Annotated in this window: 4 protein-coding genes; 3 read left to right on the top strand and 1 reads right to left on the bottom strand. The window is 33.7% G+C overall.

Annotation, left to right across the window (positions count from 1 at the left end; genetic code table 11):
• Positions 1 to 1,024, top strand: a 1,024-nt coding sequence (gene mobV / locus HRG09_RS27560) for a MobV family relaxase (protein WP_174103991.1), incomplete at its 5' end; no start/stop codon positions are given.
• A gap of 104 nt (positions 1,025 to 1,128) precedes the next feature.
• Here mobV and HRG09_RS27565 read toward each other — a convergent pair.
• Positions 1,129 to 1,572 carry a helix-turn-helix domain-containing protein gene (locus tag HRG09_RS27565; RefSeq protein ID WP_174103992.1) on the bottom strand — a complete coding sequence of 148 codons (444 nt, stop codon included), beginning with the start codon at positions 1,570 to 1,572 and terminating at the stop codon, positions 1,129 to 1,131.
• A 721-nt stretch (positions 1,573 to 2,293) separates the two neighbouring features.
• Here HRG09_RS27565 and HRG09_RS27570 point away from each other — a divergent pair.
• Complete coding sequence (locus tag HRG09_RS27570) at positions 2,294 to 2,923, top strand: hypothetical protein (RefSeq protein WP_174103993.1); 630 nt, start codon at positions 2,294 to 2,296, stop codon at positions 2,921 to 2,923.
• An 811-nt stretch (positions 2,924 to 3,734) separates the two neighbouring features.
• The coding region (locus tag HRG09_RS27575; protein WP_309232407.1) for a plasmid recombination protein at positions 3,735 to 3,937 on the top strand (203 nt) is incomplete at its 3' end.

The raw sequence follows: 3,937 nt of genomic DNA on the forward strand, positions 1-3,937 counted from the left end.
CAATCGAGCCATTCGAAAAGATGCAGTTGTGATGTGTGAATTTGTAGTAACGAGTGATAGAGATTTTTTTGAACGTTTAAGTGAAGAGAATCCAGACTTTCAAAAAGAATTCTTTGAGGAGGCCTATAGCTTTCTTAAAGAGCGATATGGAGAACAAAACATTGTACATGCAATGGTACATTTGGATGAAAAGACACCTCATATGCATGTAGGAATGGTTCCAGTAACGGAAGAAAAGAAATTGTCAGCGAAACAGATTTTTAACCGCAAAGAATTAGTTTCACTTCAAGATGATTTTCATGCTCATATGGTAGAGAAAGGTTTTGACTTAGAACGCGGAGTATCTAGTGATAAAAAACATATTGAAACTGCACGTTTTAAAGCCTTGACAGCAAAAGAAGAAATACAAGTGTTACAAGATACACTTATAGAAAAAGAGTTGGAAAAACAACAAATAGAGAAATCAATGCAACAAATGCAAAATCGTTTAAATGTTTTAAAAAGAGCTGTTAAAGTAGGAAAACGAGTAGAAGAGATGCCTGTGAAGGAAAAAGGGGGTCTCTTCCGCTCTAAAACGGTCGAAATTGGGTTAGAAGACTTTCAAAGGATTAAAACCCTTGCAAAAGCGTCAGAGGCCTTTAAAAGGGAAAATGAGACGCTACAGAGGAAAAATCATGCGTTGGAAGTGAATCATACAAATTTACATACAACTGTAAAACGTTTAGAAAAAGAGAAAAAAGAATTAGAACCATATAAAGCGAAATATGAGAGACTTCAAAAGTTATTTGCACAAATGCAGGAGTTTTATAAAGAACGAGTTCCTCAAGGATTGGAGAAATTTCAACAAATTGTAGGGTATTGCAAGAAGAAAGTGAATATCACTTTAAATCCCTTTAGTAATACTCGATTTAGTGAAAATAATTTAACTGAACATGAAAGAAAGGGATATGATCTTGCTTTAAAAGATATACAGCAAAAGAAAAAAGAGAAAAACAGAAATAGAGATAGTGGTTTAGAAAGATAAATTTATAAGAATTTATAAAAAAACGTGTTTATTAGATACAAAAAAGAAATAAAAACACTAAAAAGTACCCAAGCTTGAAAATATGGGTACTTTTTAGTGTTTTTTTATTTTATTACTTTAAGGTGTTTTACTTCTTTTCTAACTTGTTCTAGATTTTTATCGCGTCCTCTAAAAGCAAATGAAGGATCTAAACGATATGTATTAGAAGCACCTACTTTAGGGCCTTTAACTAAAATACCATGATTAGAAAGTTCTTTAATTGCTCTTGAAACATGGGGAGGTTTCATTCCTAATTCTTCAGCTATGTCTTTTTGTCTAATTCTTAACCAATTTTCATAATCTAGTTTTGATAATAGGATCATATAAACACGCAATGTTTCACCTTTTAAATTGAGTTTTGCAACGTATGTTAATCCTTCTTGAAACACCATGACCCAATCCCCCTTATAAACTTTTTTCTTTTTAGCTGGAGTTAATAAATATTGTTGGATTTCTCCTGTTTCTTCATCAGGTACTTCGATAAAGATATCTTTATCTAATGATGACATTACTTTTTAACCTCCCTCTGTATAATAGTTACCGTATATGGTAACTATTATACATACCAAATATGGTAACATCAATACCAAATATGGTAACTATTACGTTAAAAAAAACCTTATAAATAAAGGGTTTTTTTAATTCCCCTTGTGTCTTTTATAATAAGAGCTAAAAATCCTACTTAAAATTACACGATTTTAAGTAGGATTTTTAGCTCTTATTTTCGTAATTACGAACGCAAGGAAATTATAAACCTATATTTATCAAGGGTTTACTAGGTTACCTCTTCTATATCTATTAATGGGCTACCCACTTATCAATGGACAGGTAGTATTTTTGAGAAAAAATCTCTCAAAAATCTCCACCTTTTCCGCTACGCTTCACCATTGATAAGTGGGTTTCGGCAGGTGATGGCATGTCGCCAAGCCGAACATACCAAAAACGAGGAATTAAGTAGCACGGCTTGAACTAGCAATTGTACCTGCCGAACCGCTCAATCCTATCGATCTAAGCAGTAAGCTTACCCCATATTCAGTTACGTTAAGTTCCTGGGGGCTAGCCCCCAAACCCCCAGCCAGCACTCACACCCAAAAACAAGGGGAATACTTAATGTTTTTTTATTGTAATGAAACAATATACATTTTTTGGAGAATGAGGGATCCTGTCCATTTCAATTTTATGATTGTCCGCATTAAATATAAAAGAATCATAAAATAAGGTGGTGAAATTATGTCTAATTGTCATGGATCCCATTTTAATTGTCTTTCATCTGTTAGTGTTCCATGTCCTACTCCATCCCCTATTTCTGTACCTTTTCCACGTTTTGGGCTTGGCTCAGGTTTTCTTGCAGCTCAAGATGGTGCAATTCCACAAATAATAACGGTTCCATTGCTTGGAGGTACTCCTATTACTACTACAATTAATTTTAATACTGCATTACCTGGAGATGAAACTACAATTACACCAAGTATTGTTTTACCTTTAGACCCAGGTGGTGGAGGGACTTTCAATGCTTTAGAAGTAACAGCAACAGGTATTTATGATATAAATGCAGGGCTTTCTTTAATTGGTCTTTTGGCAACTTTGCCAGCTGGATCAGGTATTATTGCACAAGTAGTAAGAGTTCCAGCTGGAAGTACTACGCCAGTACCTCTTACTCCTATTTCATTTTTAGGACCTTTTACAGCCCTTGCTGGTATTATAGCTGTACTTGGTTTAGCAAGAGGAACAGTACAATTACAAGATGTACCATTAGTAGCTGGTGACAGGGTTCAAATTCAAATATTTGTTCCAGCTGTAGGTCTTGCTGCTGGCGTTTTAGCGGTTAGTTATGCATTTTTAGAAATCGCTTCACAATAATTGTATATATTCGTCAAAAGAAGGGATTTTATAATAAATTCCTTCTTTTTTATTTTTACAAATAAAAAGTGTCCTCCTTTGATAGAGAACACTTAAAGTGAAAATATGTCTTATATTATTTTATTTTTATTTTAAGAATTTGATTGGATAAATAACATTGTACGATTAAGTATAGTTTATAACAAAAAACACGTTTTCTAAAATGAAAACGTGTTTTCAAAATGTTTAATCATTGTGGTTAATATATCTTATGTTTATTAATTGTATTTGTTATAGTCTTGAGTACTATTTTAAAAACTATTTATAATAAAAAGCGTATTTAAACTCAAAAATAAGAAGATAAAAAATATAAAAAAGGATAGTATTTTAAGTCATTCTGGGATACTTGTTTTCATAATTAATAATGTAAAATCAATGTTTGTCAACGGTAAGCGGACACAATGAAGCGATAGCGAAATGAAGGAGCATTAAGGAGTTGACAAATTCACTACACCCAAACCCTCTTGATGTGTCAAAACGGTTACCGTTTTGACCTGCCTACCGGCGAGGGAGCCCCCTCAAAAAATGAGGGGGTTGGGGGTGTTTTTTATGGGGTCTGGGGAAGAGTTCCCCAGTGGGTTTGGGCAAAGCCCAAGGTCTTTATTCGGCTTGCCGAATCCCCCGTAGGGGCACACTCTTTACGGTAGTAAAGTATAGTGTGCTATACTTTACATGAAAGTCCACCGAAAAACAGGGGAGAAGTATATATACTTTACAGAGTGGTCGAGAACAAAATAAAGAGGAAAAATAGGACAAGTTGAGGTGAGGATTCGTGAGTTTTGCTATTTGTAGAATGCAGAAATTTAAGATGCGAGATGTGAAAGGAATCCAGATTCATAATCAACGAGAAAAAGAGAGTCATACAAATCCTGATATAGAAAAAGAACAGAGTTATTTAAATTATGATTTACATAATGATCAGTACATCAATTATTTAAAAACAGTAAAAGAGAAAATTGAACAGAATGTGGAAAC

Source organism: Bacillus sp. Xin1 (assembly GCF_013314535.1).
Lineage (GTDB): Bacteria > Bacillota > Bacilli > Bacillales > Bacillaceae_G > Bacillus_A.